Here is a 15,301-nt window from a genome sequence, read left to right on the forward strand (position 1 = left end):
ACTCAAATTAGACTTGCCCGATGCCCCACGCACCGGACTCCCTGGAAGCAACGACTTCCGCTCCACCGACCAGCCAGACCACCACCGTGCTGGGCGCCTGCCCCCACGATTGCCCCGACACCTGTGCGCTCGTCACCACCGTCAAGGACGGCGTGGCCGTGAAGCTGCAGGGCAATGCCGCCCATTCGCACACCGGCGGCGTGCTCTGCACCAAGGTGTCGCGCTACATCGAACGCAACGACCATGCCGAGCGGCTGGTGCAGCCCCTGAAGCGCGTCGGCCCCAAGGGCAGCGGCCAGTTCGAGCCGGTCTCGTGGGATGCTGCGCTGAACGACATCGCCGCGCATCTTCGGTCATTGCGCGCCGATCCGGAAGCAATTCTCCCCTACTCTTATGCGGGCACCATGGGGCTGGTGCAGGGCGAATCGATGGACCGGCGCTTCTTCCACAAGCTGGGCGCGTCGCTGCTGGACCGCACGATCTGCTCGATGGCCGGGGGCGAGGCCATGGTTCACACGCTGGGTGGCAAGGTCGGCATGCGGATCGAGTTCTTCGCCGAGGCGAAACTGATCCTGATCTGGGGCAGCAACTCCATCGCGAGCAACCTGCATTTCTGGCGCCACGCCCAGGCCGCCAAGCGCGCGGGCGCACGGCTGGTGTGCATCGATCCGCGCAAGACCGAGACCGCCGACAAGTGCGACGAGCACATCGCGCTGCTGCCCGGCACCGACGCCGCGTTGGCCCTGGCGCTGATGCACGAGCTGATCGTGCACGACTGGCTCGACCACGACTACATCGCCAACCACACGCTGGGCTGGGAGCAGCTGCGCGAGCGCGCGCTGCAATGGCCGCCTTCGCGCGCGGCCGAGGTCTGCGGCATTCCCGAGGCGCAGATCGTGGCGCTGGCCGAGGCCTACGGAACGACCAAGCCCGCGGCCATTCGCCTGAACTACGGCATGCAGCGCGTGCGCGGCGGCGGCAACGCGGCCCGCGCGGTCGCCTGCCTGCCGGCGCTCGTGGGCGCCTGGCGCCACCGGGCCGGCGGGGTGCTGCTGAGCAGCTCGGGCCATTTCCCCGTCGACCGCGCCGCGCTGCAGCGCCCCGACCTGCTCGAAGGACGCCGCCCGCGCACCATCAACATGAGCACCATCGGGGACGCGCTGCTCGACGAGGCCAGGCCGGTGAAGGCCATCGTGGTCTACAACAGCAATCCCGTCGCGGTGGCGCCCGATTCGGCCAAGGTGGTGGCGGGCTTCGCGCGCGAGGACCTCTTCACCGTGGTGCTGGAGCAGTTCCGCACCGACACCGCCGACTACGCCGATTACTTGCTGCCCGCCACCACGCAGCTGGAGCACTGGGACATCCACACCAGCTACGGCCACACCGACGTGCTGCTGAACCGCCCCGCGGTCGCGCCGCGCGGCGAGGCCCGCAGCAACGCCTGGGTGTTCCGCGAGCTGGCCCGCCGCATGGACTTCGATGAGCCCTGCTTCTCGGACGACGACCAGGCGCTGTGCCGCACCGCATTCGCCGAGAACGCCATCGACTACGCACAGATGCTGACCCAGGGCTTCACGACTGTGAAGCTGCCCGAGGCGCCGTTCGCCGAAGGCCAATTCCCCACGCCCTCGGGCCGCTGCGAATTCTTCAGCGCGCGCCTCGAAGCCATGGGCATGGACGGCGTGCCCGACCACGTGCCCAACTGGGAACCGGCCGGCAGCTCGACTGAATTTCCGCTCGCGATGATCTCGCCGCCCGCGCGCAACTTCCTGAACTCCACCTTCGTCAACGTGACGAGCCTGCGTGCCATCGAGGTCGAGCCGCTGCTCGAAATCCACGCGGCCGACGCGGCCGCGCGTGGCATCGAGGACGGCGCGATGGTGCGCGTGTTCAACCAACGCGGCGAGCACCGCTGCCGCGCAGAGGTGTCGCGCCGCGCGCGCCAGGGCGTGGTGCACGGCATGGGTATCTGGTGGCGCAAGTTCGGCGGCGACGGCACCAACGTCAACCAGCTCACGAGCCAGCGCCTGACGGACATCGGCCGCGGTCCTACTTTTTACGACTGCCTCGTCGAAGTCGAACGCGTGTGAGGGCGATCACGGTACTGACACTGGCCGGCGCCCTGTTCCTCACGGGTTGCGCCGACCTCCGCTACTACTGGCAGTCCGCCAGCGGCCACATCGGCATCATGCGGGCCGCCAAGCCCGTGCCCGAGTGGCTCGCGGACCCGGCCATCTCGGCGCCGCTCAAGGCCAAGCTCGAACTCACGCAGCGCATCCGCCGCTTCGCCTCGGTCGAGCTCGGCCTGCCCGACAACGCCAGCTACAAGTCGTATGCCGACCTGCACCGCCCCGCGGCCGTGTGGAACGTGGTGGCCGCGCCGCCGTACTCGCTCACGCTCAAGAGCTGGTGCTTTCCGGTCGCCGGCTGCGTGGGTTACCGCGGCTACTACAGCGAGGCCGCGGCCAGGACCGAAGCCGAGGCGCAGCGCGCACTCGACCTCGAAGTGGCCGTGTACCCCGTGCCCGCGTATTCGACGCTGGGCTGGATGAACTGGGCCGGCGGCGATCCGCTGCTCTCCACCTTCATCGGCTATCCCGAAGGCGAGCTCGCGCGCCTCGTGTTCCACGAACTGGCGCACCAGGTGCTGTACGTGCCGGGCGACACGGTGTTCAACGAGTCGTATGCCACGGCGGTCGAGCGCATCGGCGGCGGGATGTGGCTGCAGCGCGAAGCCGGCGAGGCGGCGCGCCGCGAGTACGCGCAGTTCGACGGCCAGCGCCAGGATTTCCGCGCGCTGGCCCTCAACACGCGCCGCGCGCTCACGCAGTTGTACGAGTCGCCCGAGGCCAAGGCCAAGGACTGGGCCGCCGTCGAGACGATGAAGAAGGCCGCGATGGCCGACTTCCGCGCGCGCTACGCCGAGCTGAGGAAAGGCTGGCCCGGCCCGCGCCAGGGCGCCTACGATGGCTGGGTGGCGCGCGCCAACAACGCAGCCTTCGGTGCGCAGGGCGCCTACGACGACCTGGTGCCGACTTTCGAGGCGCTGTTCGAGCGCGAAGGCCGCGACTGGCCGCGCTTCTACACTGAGGTCCGGCGCATTGCCGCGCTGTCGACCATGGAAGAACGCCGGAGTGCCTTGCAGGCCGCCACGGGCATCCTGCAGACCCATTCCAGCGACAACAACAACGGAGATCACGGTGCCTGACATCCATATCGAAAGAAACCACACGCTGGGCATTGCCGGCGCCCGCGAAGTCGCGCGCCAATGGGTGCAGCAGGTCGAAGAGGACTACGGCCTGGAGTGCACCTACACCGAGGGCAAGGACTGCGACGTTGCCCAGTTCAGCCGCCCCGGCATCGACGGCACGGTCGAGGTCACGGCAAGCACCTTCAAGCTCGAGGCCACGCTGGGCTTCCTGTTCAGCAGCTTCAGCGAGCAGATCGAGCAAAAGATCTCGCGCAACCTCGACGAGCTGCTCGATTCGCCGAACGGCGGCACGCGCTTCGCCTGAACCCGAGGCGGCTCACACGATCGTGTAGCCGCCATCGACCGGCAGCGCCACGCCGCTGACCATCGATGCGCCATCGGAGAGCAGGAAGAGGATCGGCGCCACCACCTCCTCGACCTGCGCAAACCTTCCCATCGGAATGTTCCTCAAGGCCGCCGCGCTCTTGGCCGGATCGGCCCAGGCCTGTTCGGCCATCGGCGTGAGCGTCACCGTCGGATTCACGCTGTTTACGCGAATGCCGTGCGGCCCGAACTCGAGGCACAACGAGCGCGTGATCGCGTCCATCGCCGCCTTCGATGCGCAATAGCAAAGATGCGCATCGAGCGCGACCAGCGCGGCCTGGCTCGACACGTTGACGATGCTGCCGCGCACGCCGGCCGCGATCATCGCCTTGCCGCAGCGCGAAGCGACCAGTGCCGCGGCGCGCGCGTTGACGGCCATCACGGCGTCGAAGCTCTCGGCCTGCAGGTCGAGCGCGGATTCGAGCCATGCGATGCCGGCGCAGTTCACCACGAGGTGGAAGGCTGGCAGCGGTGCGAGCGCGCGTTCCAATGCGGCCGCATCGCCGACGTCGATCACCAGTGGCGTGCAGCCGGCCTCCGCATGCAGCGCATCGAGTGCCGCCGTGTTGCGCCCCACGGCCGTCACCGCCGCGCCCGATTGTGCGAGCCGCACCGCCACCGCGCGGCCGATGCCGCTGCTTGCGCCGGTCACGAGTGCGCGCCGGCCGGAGAAGTCGAAGGAGGTCGTCATGTCAGTCGGTGCATCGCATCGCGCAATGCGGGGTAGAGGGATTTGTAGATATCGAAACGCTCGCGGTAGACAGCCTGCGCCGCAGGCTCGGGCCGCGCGCGTTCCACCAGCGTGACCCAGCCGCGCTCGGCCGTCGCCGCATCGACCAGCCCCGCGCCGAGCGCCGCGAGCATCGCCGCGCCGAGGGCCGCCTCGACCTCTTCCTCGATGGTGAGCACCGGGTAGCCGGTGATGTCCGCGACGATCTGCATCCACAGGTCCGAATGCGCCGCACCGCCGACCACGATGAGGCGCTCGTCCAGCGGCTGCCCGCTTTGCCGGCCGGCCTCGATGTTGTGCTGCAGCGCGAAGCTCACGCCTTCGAGCACCGCACGGTAGAGATGCGCGCGGCTGTGCGCGAGCGAGAGGCCGATGAACGCGCCCTTGGCCTGTGCGTCCCAGATCGGGCTGCGCTCGCCCATCAGGTAGGGCAGGAAGACCAGGCCCTCCGCGCCGGGCGGCACGTCGACGGCCTTGCGCTCGATCAGCGCATGCGCGTCCTCGCCGGTGCGCGCAGCCTCGGCCACCTCGGCCTGGCAGAAGGCTTCGCGGAACCAGGTGACGGCCGCGCCCGCGGTGATCGCGCCGCCGAACACATAGCTTCGGTCGGCGCCGCGGTAGACGTGCGGCATCGTGATGAGCTTGTGGCGCGCGTCCACCGTGGGACTCACGAAGCCCCAGCACATGCTGGTGCCGATCATCGCGACGTGGTCGCCGCTGCCGGTCACGCCCGCACAGAACGTGGCCACCGCCGCATCGACACCGCCAGCCATCAGCGGCATGCCTTCGGCAAGGCCGAGCTTCGCGGCCCATTCGGCATTCAAGCCACCGACCACATCGCTGGATTCGACAAGGCGCGGCGGCATCATGCGCACTGGAATGCCGAGCATGCCGAGCGCTTCATCCGACCAAGCGCGCCGCGCCGCGTCGTACACGCCGCCGATGTTGCCGGCCGAGCTGTGGTCGACCGCGAGCTCGCCGGTGAGCCGCCAGTTGATGTAGCTGTTGGGCGGCAGGAACCAGCGCGTCTTCGCCCACACCTCGGGCCGGTGCTCGCGAATCCACAGCATCTTGGTGTAGCCGTAGTAGCTGTCCACGCCATTGCCGGTGATAGCCTGCAGCTTCGCGACGTCGACGTTCGCATTCACCGCATCGACCTCGGCGGTGGCGCGGCGGTCCATCCAGATCAGGCACGGGTGCAGCGGCTGCATCGCCTCGTCGACCGGGATGCCCGCGCCGCCGTAGAGGCTGCTCACGCACATCGCGGCGATGTCCGCGGGCGCGACCTTGCTCTTCGCCACGCAGGCGCGCACGCTCTCGCACACCGCGTCGAACCACACCGCACAGTCCTGCTGCGCCCACAGCGGCTTCGGCGTCTCGGGCTGGTAGGCCACGCTCGCCTGCGCATGCACCTTGCCGTCGATGCCGACCAGCAGGCACTTGGTGCTCTGCGTGCCGATGTCGACGCCGATCACGTACTTCATGACGTCTCGTTCCGCTGCTGGGGCTGCGGCTTGAGCAGCACCTTGATCGAGTCGAGCGAGTTGGCCAGCGCGAACGCACGTTCCCATTCGGTGAGCGGGAAGTCGTGCGTCACGATGCCCTTGGAGGTGACGAGCCCGCGCGCCAGCAGGTCGATGGCGATCGGGTAGCAGTACGGCCCCAGGTGCGCGCCGCGCACGTCGAGCTCCTTGCGGTCGCCGATGATCGACCAGTCGGCGCTGGTCTCCGAGCCGAACACGCTGAACTCGACGAAGCGGCCGAGCTTGCGGATCATTTCCAGCCCCTGCGTCACGCCGATGGGCGCGCCGGTGGTCTCGATGTACACATCGCAGCCGTAGCCTTCGGTCAGGCCCTTGACGACGGCATCGGCGTTCTCGGTCTTCGGGTTGATCGTCACGTCGGCGCCGTACGCCTTCGCAAGCGCGAGGCGCTCGGGCACGAGGTCGATCACGATCAGCTTCTTCGGTGTCTTGAGCCGCGCGGCCTGCACCATCATCAGCCCGAGTGGGCCGGCGCCCGCGATCACCACCACGTCGTCGAGCTGGATGTCGCCGCGGTTCACCGTGTGGATCGCGCACGAGAGCGGTTCGATGATGGCCGCGTCTTCCAGCGAGATGCCGTCGGGGATCTTGTGCACGCGCGAGGTCGGCGGCAGCCGCATGTAGTCGGCCATGCCGCCATCGGCCACGATGCGCTGGAAGCCGAAGATGTTGTGCACCTCGCACATCCAGTACTTGCCCGAAGTGCAGAAGCGGCACTTGCCGCAGGGCACGATCTGCTCGGCGATCACGCGGTCGCCTTTCTCCACGCCGAAGTGTTCGGCCGCGCCTTCGCCCAGCGCCTCGACGTAGCCGAAGAATTCATGGCCCGGGATGACCGGCGCCTTGACCCACGAGGGCTGGCCGTCGCCGCCCCAGAACATCTTCGCGCCCGAGTGGCACTTGCAGTCGGAGGCGCAGATGCCGCAGGCCGCGATGGAGATCAGCACTTCGTTGCGGCCGATGGTGGGCATCGGGACGGTTTCGAGGCGGTAGTCCTTCGGGCCGTGGCACACGACGGCCTGCATGGCGGCGAGTTCGCCGATGGCGCCCGAGGCGCCGGGCTGGAGCTTTTGATAAGACATGGGTTCCTTGAGGTGAGAGGGTGTTGGTATTGGTGTTTGGTTTTTCTCCCTCCCCTTCCGGGGGAGGGCAGGGGTGGGGGCAAGCGGCGGTCGATGAGGCGCTGTGGTTGAACCAGCGCCGCTTGCCCCCATCCCGGCCTTCCCCCGGGAGGGGAAGGAGCAAGACAAAAAGGTCAGCGTTTGGCTTCTCTGCTGATGAAGATCGCAAGGAGCACGATGCCGCCTTTGATGATCAATTGCAGATACGGCGACACGCCGATCATGTTGAGACCGTTGTTCAGCACGCCGAGCAGCAGCGCGCCGACCAGCGTGCCGACGATGGCGCCGCGGCCGCCCGCGATGGACGTGCCGCCCATCACCACCGCCGCGATCGCATCGAGCTCGAAGCCCACGCCAACGCCGGGCTGTCCGCTCGTGACGCGCGCCGCCTGCACGATGCCGGCGATCGCCGCGGTGAGACCGCTCAGCGCATAGACGAGCAGCTTGTAGCGCGACACGCGCACGCCAGACAGGCGCGTCGCTTCTTCATTGCCGCCGATGGCATACACGTAGCGCCCGAGCGGCGCCATGTTCAGCAGCACATACGCCACGAGGTACGTCGCCAGCATGATGAGGATCGGCACCTTGATGCCCGCGAGCACGCCGCCGCCGAGGAAGGCGAACGACTCCGGCAGCCCGTCGATCGGATAGCCGCCGGTGTAGATCAGCGCAATGCCGCGCGCGATGCCCATGGTGGCGAGCGTCACGATGATCGGGGGCATGCGCAGGTACGCCACGCAGTAGCCGTTGAAGAGGCCGATCACCACGCCCACCGCCAGCCCGAGCGGCACGGCGAGCATCGGCGGCAGCCCGAACTGCACCATCATTCCCGAGGCCAGCGTGCCCGACAGCGCCACCACCGCGCCCACCGAGAGGTCGATGCCGCCGGTCAGGATCGCGGCCGTCATGCCCACCGCGATGATCGCGTTGATCGACGACTGCAGCGCGATGTTCTGCAGGTTGCCCCAGGAGAGAAAGTTATCGGTCGCGACGATCATGAAGACCGAGATCGCGACCAGCCCGACCAGCGGCAGGAAAGCCGTCGAGCGGCGCAGCTGGGTGAAGAACCCACCAGTGGGAGCTTGAGGAGTGGGCGGCGTGGGATGGCTGGCGGTGGCATTCATTGCGAACCCCCTGTGGTTGCGTGGCGCATGATGTCGCCCGAGTTGATGGAGTCGCCCTCCAGCGTGGCCACGATGGACCCGCCCGAGAACACGGCGACGCGGTCGCACATGCCGACGATCTCGGGCAGCTCGCTCGAGATCATCACGATGGCTTTGCCCTGGCGCGTGAGTTCGCGCATCAGGATGTAGATCTCGGCCTTGGCGCCGACGTCGATGCCGCGCGTGGGCTCGTCGAAGATCAGCACTTCGCTCGCGTGGCCGAGCCAGCGCGCGATCACCACCTTCTGCTGGTTGCCGCCCGAGAGCGTGGCCACGCGCGTCTCGATGCTCGGGGCCTTCACGCCGACGCGCTTGGCGAGTTCACCGGCAGCCTGCTTCTCCGACTTCTGGCTCACGAGCCCGGCGCTCCTGTGCTTGCCCAGGTTGTTCATCGAGATGTTGAAGCGGATCGTGAAGTCGGTGATCAGCCCTTCCACCTTGCGGCTCTCGGGCAGGAGGCCGATGCCGTTCGCGAGCGCCTCGGTCGGGTCGTTCAGGCGCACGGGCTTGCCATTGCGCAGCACCGTCTTGCGGTGCACGCGGTCGGCGCCCATCATCCCGAGCGCGAGTTCGGTGCGGCCCGACCCCACGAGCCCCGCGAAGCCGAGGATCTCGCCTTCGTGCAACTCGAAGCGGTTGACCGGCCCGCCCTTGGCAAGCTGGATCTCCGGCACTTCGAGCACCTTGCGTCCGCGCGGCGCGGGCTGCGGCTTCGGCGGAAAGTTGTGCTCGATCTTGCGGCCCACCATCATCCGGACCAGCGCATCGATATCGGTCGCACCCACGTCCGCGTGCCCCGCGTTGGCGCCGTCGCGCAGCACGCTGATGCGGTCGCACACCTCGAAGATCTCGTCCAGGTGGTGCGAGATGAAGATCATCGCCACGCCCTTGGCGCGCAGCTCCCGCATGATCCTGAAGAGATGCCCGGCCTCGTTTGGTGTGAGCGTGGCGGTCGGCTCGTCGAGCACCAGCAGGCGCGCCTTCAGCGACAGCGCCTTGCCGATCTCCACGAACTGCTGCTGCGCGACCGAGAGCCGGCAGATCGGCACATCGAGGTCGATCTGCACGCCCAGCTCGTCGAAGAGCTGCTGTGCCGAGCGCTTCATCGCCGCCTTGTCCATCAGCCCGAAGCGGTTCTTCAGGTAGCGGCCGAGGAAGATGTTCTCCACCGCGTTCAGGTACGGGATGAGGCTGAACTCCTGGAAGATGATGCCGATGCCCGCCGCGATGGCGTCGTTGTAGCCCGCGAACCTGCGCTCGCTGCCTTCGATGAAGATGCGGCCCTCGTCGGCCTGGTAGATGCCGCCGAGGATCTTCATCAGCGTCGACTTGCCCGCGCCGTTCTCGCCGAGCAGCGCGTGCACCTCGCCCTTGCGGATCGAGAGGTCGATGCCCGAGAGTGCCTTCACGCCCGGAAAGCGCTTGGACACGCCTTCCAGCCGGAGCATTTCTTCGCCTTCTGCGGAGGTCATGGCCGGGCCGCTTACCAGGTGAAGGTCTTCGCGCCCTCGGCGTCGATCAGCTTCACGTCCACCGGCACCGCGGCCGGCACGTTGGCGCCCCACTTCTTGGCGAGCGCGATGCCGATGGCCAGGCGGATCTGGTCGCGCGGGTACTGCGCGGTGGTCGCGATGAACTTCGAACCCGGCTTCTGCATCGCCTTGATCGCCTCGGGCGCACCGTCCACGCTGGTGAGCTTCACGTCCTTGCCGCTCGCATCGATGGCCGCGAGCGCGCCCATCGAGCCGCCGTCGTTCACGCTGAAGATGCCCTTCAGGTCCTTGTTGGCCTGCAGGATGTTCTCGGTCACGGTGAGCGCGGTGGCGCGCTCCTGCTTGCCGTTCTGCGTGCTCACGACCTTGATGCCGGGGTACTTGGCGAGCGCTTCGCGGCAGCCCTTCACCCGCTCCAGGATCGGCACGACCGGAATGCCGTCGAGGATCGCCACGTCGCCCTTCTCGCCGATGCTCTTGGCAAGGTATTCGCACGCCAGGCGTCCGGCGTCGGTGTTCTTGGAGCCGACGAAGGAGTCGACCGGGCCTTGCGCATTCGCATCGACCGCCACCACGATCAGCCCCGCCTTCTTGGCCGAGCGCACCGCCGACTGCACGCCGGTGGAGTCGGTGGGGTTCAGCAGCAGGATGTCGACCTTCTTCTGGATCATGTCTTCCACGTCGCCGATCTGCTTGGCCACGTCGTGCCGCGCGTCGGTGGTGACCACGGTCGCGCCGATGGTGGCCGCGGCTTCTTCGAGCGCCTGTTTCATCGTCACGAAGTAGGGGTTGTTCAGCTCCTGGAAGGTCATGCCGATGCGCAGCGGCTGCTTGGGCACCTGGGCCTGGGCGGCGGTCGCGCCGCAGGCGAGGGCGAGGGCGGCGGTGAGGGCGGTGGCTTTGAGAAGGTTCTTCATGGTTGCGGTCTCCTTGGGTGTTTGACTGACTGACTAGCTGGCTGACAAAAAACGCGGGCAAAGGCTCGCCCCACGCGGCGCCCGGAGCGCCGCGCCGGTAACGACGCGGGGAACAGGAAAACGAACGCCGGCTACGGCGAACTGGCGGCACGCGAGGCCGCGGCCTGCATGCGATGGAAGTTGCGGAACTTGGTCGGCGGCATGCGCTTGTGCAGGAGGAACTGCCGGTTGAAGTTCGACACGTTGTTGAAGCCCACGTCCATGCAGACGTCGAGCACCGGTTTTTCGCTGCTGGTGAGGAGCTCGCAGGCGCGGCTGATGCGCAGCCGGTTCACATAGCGCACGAACGACTGGCCCGTGTGCTTGCGGAACGACCGCGAGAACGCGCTCGGGCTCTGGCCCACCAGCTCGGCCAGCATGGGCTCGCGCAGTTCGTCGCCGAGATTGGCGGCGATGTGCGCGAGCACGTTGTTGATGGCGTGCGACATGAAGGCCTTCGGGTCGGGCTTGAACGCGGGGCTTGCGAGCCGCTGGCGGTCGTGGCTGTCGACCAGCAGCTCGAGCAGCGAGAGCAGCAGGATCACGCGGCGCAGGCCCCGCGCTTCGAGCAGCGATTCCATGATCGGCTTGGCCGCGACGGCCGTCTCGGCGGAGAACAGCAGGCCCGAGCCCGATTCGGCCAGCAGCGGCACGATGCGCTGGAATTCGGGGAAGGCGGCGCTCATGTGGGCCATCAGTTCGGCGGGGAACTGGATCACGATGCCGCGCCGTTCGACGCTCTGGCCCGCGGGCACGTCGCTGATCCAGTTGTGCGGCAGGTCGGGCCCCATCAGAACGAGGTTGCCGGGTTCGAAGTGCCCCACGTGATCACCCACGAAGTAGACCCCCTTGGTCTCCACGATCAGCTGGATCTCGTACTCGGGATGAAAGTGCCAGCGCACCGTGCGGTACGGATAGCCGTGCGCCCAGGCGGTGAACGATTCATCGCTGCGGACTTCGACGATTTCCAGATCGGGTTGCATGAGCGGTTCCTTTTCCTTGTCTCTTTGTTCTGTGGGTGGCGCGTGACAGCGTGGGGCGGACTGTACGAATCGCCCAGGACGCCAACAACCAGAGATGAGGCCTGAAATTGATACTTTTTTGACCTTTGCACAAGCGGGTTGGCGAAGGCATTGCAGTGCAGCAAACCTCTTTCTCCTCGGGAGAGAGCGGCTGCCGGCGGGCGATTGCTGCGGTGCGGGAAGTGCCGGAAATGCGGTGTCAAGAATTCATAGGTGTTTTCCCGCCCCGGAGGGCGCTCGCCGTGACGCGGCACACTCTGGCGCCATGACGAAAACCACTTCTTCCCAAGCCACGCCGACCACCGCCGGCCCGCTGGCCGGCCTCAAGGTCGTCGAGCTCGGCCAGCTGATCGCCGGGCCCTTCGCCGCACGCACGCTGGCCGACTTCGGCGCCGAGGTGGTGAAGATCGAGCCGCCCGGCGCGGGTGATCCGCTGCGCACCTGGCGGTTGCTGAAAGATGGCACTTCGGTCTGGTGGCAGGTGCAGTCGCGCAACAAGCGCTCGCTGGCGCTCGACCTGCGCGAGCCCGAGGCGCAGGCGATCGTGCGGCAGCTCGCGGCCGAGGCCGACGTGCTGATCGAGAACTTCCGCCCCGGCGCGATGGAAGGCTGGGGCCTCGGCCCCGACGCGCTGCTGGCCGCCAACCCCGCGCTCGTGATGCTGCGCATCAGCGGCTACGGCCAGACCGGCCCCTACCGCGACCGCCCCGGCTTCGGCGTGGTGGCCGAGGCGATGGGCGGACTGCGCCACCTCACGGGCGAGCCGGGCCGCGTGCCGGTGCGCGTGGGCGTGTCGATCGGCGACACGCTGGCGTCATTGCACGGCGTGATCGGCGTGCTGATGGCGATGCAGCACCGCCACGCGACGGTGAGTGCCGAATACCCGAAGGGCAGGGGACAGGTGATCGACGTGGCGCTCTACGAGGCGGTCTTCAACTGCATGGAAAGCCTGCTGCCCGAGTACGGCGAATTCGGCGCCGTGCGGGAGGCCGCCGGCAGCGCGCTGCCCGGCATTGCGCCGACCAATGCGTATCGCTGCGCGGATGGCGGCTACGCGATCATTGCCGGCAATGGCGACGGCATCTTCCGCCGCCTGATGGAATGCATCGGCCGCCCGGACCTGGCGGCCGATCCCGCGCTGGTGGGCAACGCGGGCCGCGTGGCGCAGGTGGAAATGCTCGATGCCGCCATCGGCGACTGGGCGGCCGCGCGCACCGTGGACGAAGTGCTGGCCGCGCTCGATGCGGCGCACGTACCGGCCGGTCGCATCTACACCATCGCCGACATCGCGGCCGATCCGCACTACGCCGCGCGCGGCATGCTCCAGCAGGTGCGCATGCCCGACGGCAGCGCGCTCGCGGTGCCCGGCTTCGTGCCCAAGCTGTCGCTCACGCCGGCCAGCCACCGGCACAACGCGCCGGCGCTGGGGGCGGACACCGATGCGGTGCTGAAGGAAATCGGCCTGAGCGCCGAGCAGATCGCCGCGCTGCGTGCGCGCGGCATCGTGGGTTAGCCGGCACGCGGCATCCATTCATTCATTGGCCTGCAATGGGGCCCATGCGATAAACCGGTCAACAAGGAGAGTCCATGGCAGCAGCGAGCAAGCGGCAGGAAGCACCGAAGCGAACCCACGTGGCGCGTGACACCGGGCACGCGCAGCAGCCGGCGAAAGGCGAGATCTCGAAGTCGGACGGCGAGCACATCGAGCGCCTGCTGCAGATGCTGCGCCTGCGTCGCATGGTGGCGGAGCCCAAGTTCTCGGACGACGTCATCGTGTGGCCTTCGCGGAGTGCCGCGCCCGGCGGCGCGGAGTTCGCGACGCTGAGCGCGATCAACCTGGGCAATGCGGCGGAGGCGCTCGGCCAAAGGGTGGAGGGCCGCGGCGTTCCGCGCATGAAGCTCGTCAAGCAGATCGACGACGTGTCCGTGATGAAGGCCAATTCGTCCGCGCTGCTGGCGATGCGCCGGAACACGCCCGGGCTGCGGATCGCACCCGCCGCATGGGCCTACCTCCAGTACATCCGACCGCTGGGCGACGAGCTGGATTCCAGTGCGATCCAGGTGGCGGCGGGGGCCAAGGTCAAGCGCTTCGAGCTGCATCTTGCGGACCCGCAGGGCAAGCCCGTGGTGGGCGTGCGGGTCAAGGCGCTCGTGAATTGGGATGGCGCGCACGTGCCCGCGGTGACCGACAGCCGGGGCATCGCGGACCTGGGAATCCCGGTGCTCTACCCGCGGGTGGAAATGATCCTGGTCGAGCCCGAGCACACGCACTGGTCGGTTTTCGTCAAGGGGTTCGACCGCGTCGCGGCGCCGAAGCGATTGAATGTGCAGGCCTTGCCGCTGGTGCCCGACAGCTTCCAGCTGCTGGCGAACTACGCGCCCTACGACCCGGAGGCGGGCGCGGGCGTGACGGTCGGCGTGATCGACAGCGGCGTCGGGCCGCATGCGGACATTGCCGTGGCGGGCGGCGCCTGTTTCGTCACCGGCGAGAACGCCGCGGATTTCCTGGACAACGGCATCGGGCACGGGACCCACGTCGCCGGAATCATCGCGGGCAGGAAGGCCGCAGCCACCGGCATCCACGGCCTCGCGCCGGCCTGCCGGCTGCTGGCCTACCGCGTCTGTCCCAAGAGCGGCGAACGCGGGCGCGCGAAATCGACCGACATTGCCAGCGCGCTCGAACGCGCGATCGCCGACGGCTGCCACATCGTCAACATCAGCATGGGCAGCCTGGAGCCGATGCCGGAGATGCCCGATGTGCTCCAGCGCGCACGCGATGCCGGCGTGGTGGTGTTCGCCGCCACCGGCAACGACGGCCAGCCGCTCTTGCGCTATCCGGCCCGCTACAGCCACACGATGGCGGTCGGCGCGCTGGGGCGCGACGGCACGTTTCCGGCGGACTGCCCCGAGAGCTTTCAGGAGAGCGAGATCCGCCGCAAGAAGGAATTCGTCGCCGAGTTCTCCAACTACGGGCTGTCGACCGATTTCATCGGCCCCGGCGTGGCCGTGCTGTCGACGTTTCCGGGCGACAGGTACGCCATGATGTCCGGCACCTCCATGGCCACGCCCTACACCTCGGGCATGGCGGCCCGTCTGTTGTCAGGGAATTCGAAGCTGCTTAACATGCCAAACGGCCCCGAGAGGGCCGACGCCATCGTCACGATGCTGTCGCAGGCAGCGCAAAGAGTGGGGTGGCCCGCCGAATATGAAGGTTTTGGAGTTCTGAAGAAGTGACCAGCGTCGTCTTGACCTACACAGGCAGCCCCGGCAAGAAGTTGTCGGCGGAAGCGCGGCTGCGCCGCTGCGTGCCCGGGGTCGTGCTCACGCCGAAGACGGGCACCCTGGTGGAAGCCCAGGTCGACGACGAGCAGCTCGCGGCGATCGAGCAGAACCCCGAATGGGCCGTGTCCCAGCCCACCTTCGCGGAAATCCGCAAGCCTGTCTTCAATCTGAAAAACGCACGCGCCAAGCTCGCGAAGTAGCCGAAAGGCGCCCGTGGCCGTTGTCGGCCATGGCGTTTTCTTGAAGAGGGAGCTTCATGTCCGATACAGACATCCAGGTCGTGAGCAGTTCGTGGGCCGGCATCCAGCGCGTCGCCGCCATCCCGAAGCCACCGGAATTCTTCAAGGGCCGCAAGGGCTACGAGCCCGGATTCTTCGGCGGCGACAACCGCGTGGAATTGCCATCGATGGGCGATG

General features: G+C 67.9%; 13 protein-coding genes. 6 read left to right on the forward strand and 7 right to left on the reverse strand.

Annotated elements, in window-relative coordinates; all coding sequences use genetic code 11:
* The first annotated feature begins 20 nt into the window (after positions 1-20).
* From GNX71_RS01990 to GNX71_RS02000, 3 genes are read left to right on the forward strand one after another with little or no spacing between them, the layout of a single operon-like run.
* The gene (locus GNX71_RS01990) at positions 21-2,090 is read left to right on the forward strand and encodes a molybdopterin oxidoreductase family protein (protein WP_206176774.1); all 2,070 of its coding nucleotides are present in this window, start codon (positions 21-23) and stop codon (positions 2,088-2,090) included.
* Positions 2,087-3,208 carry an aminopeptidase gene (locus GNX71_RS01995; RefSeq protein WP_206176775.1) on the forward strand — a complete coding sequence of 374 codons (1,122 nt, stop codon included), beginning with the start codon at positions 2,087-2,089 and terminating at the stop codon, positions 3,206-3,208. Before GNX71_RS01990 ends, GNX71_RS01995 begins: the two co-directional genes overlap by 4 nt.
* Positions 3,201-3,515 (forward strand): polyhydroxyalkanoic acid system family protein, encoded by a 315-nt coding sequence (locus GNX71_RS02000; RefSeq protein WP_206176776.1) that lies wholly within the window; start codon positions 3,201-3,203, stop codon positions 3,513-3,515. Before GNX71_RS01995 ends, GNX71_RS02000 begins: the two co-directional genes overlap by 8 nt.
* Positions 3,516-3,527: 12 nt before the next feature.
* Here the strand turns inward: GNX71_RS02000 and GNX71_RS02005 are convergent, their stop codons facing one another.
* From GNX71_RS02005 to GNX71_RS02035, 7 genes are all read right to left on the reverse strand, one after another.
* On the reverse strand, positions 3,528-4,265 hold the full coding sequence (locus GNX71_RS02005) for an SDR family oxidoreductase (RefSeq protein WP_206176777.1): 738 nt from the start codon (positions 4,263-4,265) through the stop codon (positions 3,528-3,530).
* On the reverse strand, positions 4,262-5,788 hold the full coding sequence (locus GNX71_RS02010; RefSeq protein WP_206176778.1) for an FGGY-family carbohydrate kinase: 1,527 nt from the start codon (positions 5,786-5,788) through the stop codon (positions 4,262-4,264). Before GNX71_RS02010 ends, GNX71_RS02005 begins: the two co-directional genes overlap by 4 nt.
* Positions 5,785-6,930 (reverse strand): alcohol dehydrogenase catalytic domain-containing protein, encoded by a 1,146-nt coding sequence (locus tag GNX71_RS02015; RefSeq protein WP_206176779.1) that lies wholly within the window; start codon positions 6,928-6,930, stop codon positions 5,785-5,787. Before GNX71_RS02015 ends, GNX71_RS02010 begins: the two co-directional genes overlap by 4 nt.
* A gap of 173 nt (positions 6,931-7,103) precedes the next feature.
* Positions 7,104-8,093 carry an ABC transporter permease gene (locus tag GNX71_RS02020; RefSeq protein WP_206176780.1) on the reverse strand — a complete coding sequence of 330 codons (990 nt, stop codon included), beginning with the start codon at positions 8,091-8,093 and terminating at the stop codon, positions 7,104-7,106.
* Positions 8,090-9,604 carry a sugar ABC transporter ATP-binding protein gene (locus GNX71_RS02025; protein ID WP_206176781.1) on the reverse strand — a complete coding sequence of 505 codons (1,515 nt, stop codon included), beginning with the start codon at positions 9,602-9,604 and terminating at the stop codon, positions 8,090-8,092. The genes GNX71_RS02020 and GNX71_RS02025 overlap by 4 nt, the downstream gene beginning before the upstream one ends.
* Before the next feature lie 11 nt (positions 9,605-9,615).
* Positions 9,616-10,542: an ABC transporter substrate-binding protein gene (locus GNX71_RS02030; RefSeq protein WP_206176782.1), complete on the reverse strand. Its 927-nt coding sequence runs from the start codon at positions 10,540-10,542 to the stop codon at positions 9,616-9,618.
* Positions 10,543-10,673: 131 nt separating this feature from the next.
* Complete coding sequence (locus GNX71_RS02035) at positions 10,674-11,564, reverse strand: AraC family transcriptional regulator (protein WP_206176783.1); 891 nt, start codon at positions 11,562-11,564, stop codon at positions 10,674-10,676.
* Positions 11,565-11,868: 304 nt separating this feature from the next.
* Here GNX71_RS02035 and GNX71_RS02040 point away from each other — a divergent pair, with 304 nt between their 5' ends.
* From GNX71_RS02040 to GNX71_RS02050, 3 genes are all read left to right on the forward strand, one after another.
* A complete protein-coding gene (locus GNX71_RS02040; RefSeq protein WP_206176784.1) occupies positions 11,869-13,116 on the forward strand; it encodes a CaiB/BaiF CoA-transferase family protein in 1,248 nt (415 codons plus the stop codon).
* A gap of 74 nt (positions 13,117-13,190) precedes the next feature.
* Positions 13,191-14,837: a S8 family serine peptidase gene (locus tag GNX71_RS02045; RefSeq protein WP_206176785.1), complete on the forward strand. Its 1,647-nt coding sequence runs from the start codon at positions 13,191-13,193 to the stop codon at positions 14,835-14,837.
* The gene (locus tag GNX71_RS02050; protein ID WP_206176786.1) at positions 14,834-15,085 is read left to right on the forward strand and encodes a hypothetical protein; all 252 of its coding nucleotides are present in this window, start codon (positions 14,834-14,836) and stop codon (positions 15,083-15,085) included. The genes GNX71_RS02045 and GNX71_RS02050 overlap by 4 nt, the downstream gene beginning before the upstream one ends.
* Positions 15,086-15,301 lie beyond the last annotated feature (216 nt).

The organism is Variovorax sp. RKNM96, from assembly GCF_017161115.1.
Taxonomy (GTDB): domain Bacteria; phylum Pseudomonadota; class Gammaproteobacteria; order Burkholderiales; family Burkholderiaceae_C; genus Variovorax.

Bases quoted from the DNA above. Each gene is read 5' to 3' on its own strand.
- GNX71_RS01990 (WP_206176774.1), top strand. From the start codon at position 21: ATGCCCCACGCACCGGACTCCCTGGAAGCAACGACTTCCGCTCCACCG.
- GNX71_RS02005 (WP_206176777.1), bottom strand. From the start codon at position 4,265: ATGACGACCTCCTTCGACTTCTCCGGCCGGCGCGCACTCGTGACCGGC.
- GNX71_RS02010 (WP_206176778.1), bottom strand. From the start codon at position 5,788: ATGAAGTACGTGATCGGCGTCGACATCGGCACGCAGAGCACCAAGTGC.
- GNX71_RS02015 (WP_206176779.1), bottom strand. From the start codon at position 6,930: ATGTCTTATCAAAAGCTCCAGCCCGGCGCCTCGGGCGCCATCGGCGAA.
- GNX71_RS02020 (WP_206176780.1), bottom strand. From the start codon at position 8,093: ATGAATGCCACCGCCAGCCATCCCACGCCGCCCACTCCTCAAGCTCCC.
- GNX71_RS02025 (WP_206176781.1), bottom strand. From the start codon at position 9,604: ATGACCTCCGCAGAAGGCGAAGAAATGCTCCGGCTGGAAGGCGTGTCC.
- GNX71_RS02030 (WP_206176782.1), bottom strand. From the start codon at position 10,542: ATGAAGAACCTTCTCAAAGCCACCGCCCTCACCGCCGCCCTCGCCCTC.
- GNX71_RS02035 (WP_206176783.1), bottom strand. From the start codon at position 11,564: ATGCAACCCGATCTGGAAATCGTCGAAGTCCGCAGCGATGAATCGTTC.
- GNX71_RS02040 (WP_206176784.1), top strand. From the start codon at position 11,869: ATGACGAAAACCACTTCTTCCCAAGCCACGCCGACCACCGCCGGCCCG.
- GNX71_RS02045 (WP_206176785.1), top strand. From the start codon at position 13,191: ATGGCAGCAGCGAGCAAGCGGCAGGAAGCACCGAAGCGAACCCACGTG.